The following is a 506-nucleotide window of genomic DNA, read 5'->3' on the forward strand; positions in this document are numbered from 1 at the left end:
CAAATTCAAGAGACACCTTTATCAGATTTCTTTCATGAAGTCATGCTCTATTACAGCAAGGCAGATGTAGTAGCTCATCAAATTGATAACGATTATGCCCGTTTGGATGTAGGTCCTATTAAGAAGAAAGATATTGCATATAATTATCAATATGCATTGGGAGAAATTACAGTATATAAGGTAACTGGGAAAGATTTAAAAGACTACATGGAATGGGCGGCAGGGTATTTTAACTCATCTCGTGCCGGAGATGTAACAGTTAGCTTTGATAAAACCCGCCGTGCGTCTAAATACAGTACGAACGATTTCTTTGGGGGCGTAAAATACGAAATTGACTTAACAAAACCATATGGAAGTAGAATTACAAATTTACGATCTATTCGTACAAATAAGCCAGTCAAAATGAGCGATGTTATGACGCTGGGAATGAATGCATATAGAATGGAGGCTCTTCAGGCAAAAGGTGGAGCTTTAGAGGGGCGTAAGTTTGAACAAATTTGGTCATC

General features: G+C 37.9%; 1 protein-coding gene. It reads left to right on the forward strand.

From position 1 onward, the window contains the following. A partial coding sequence (locus tag JDS82_RS29020; RefSeq protein ID WP_199714326.1) for a 5'-nucleotidase C-terminal domain-containing protein occupies window positions 1–506 on the forward strand: 506 nt, incomplete at both ends.

The organism is Bacillus cereus group sp. N14, from assembly GCF_016483555.1.
Lineage (GTDB): Bacteria > Bacillota > Bacilli > Bacillales > Bacillaceae_G > Bacillus_A > Bacillus_A wiedmannii.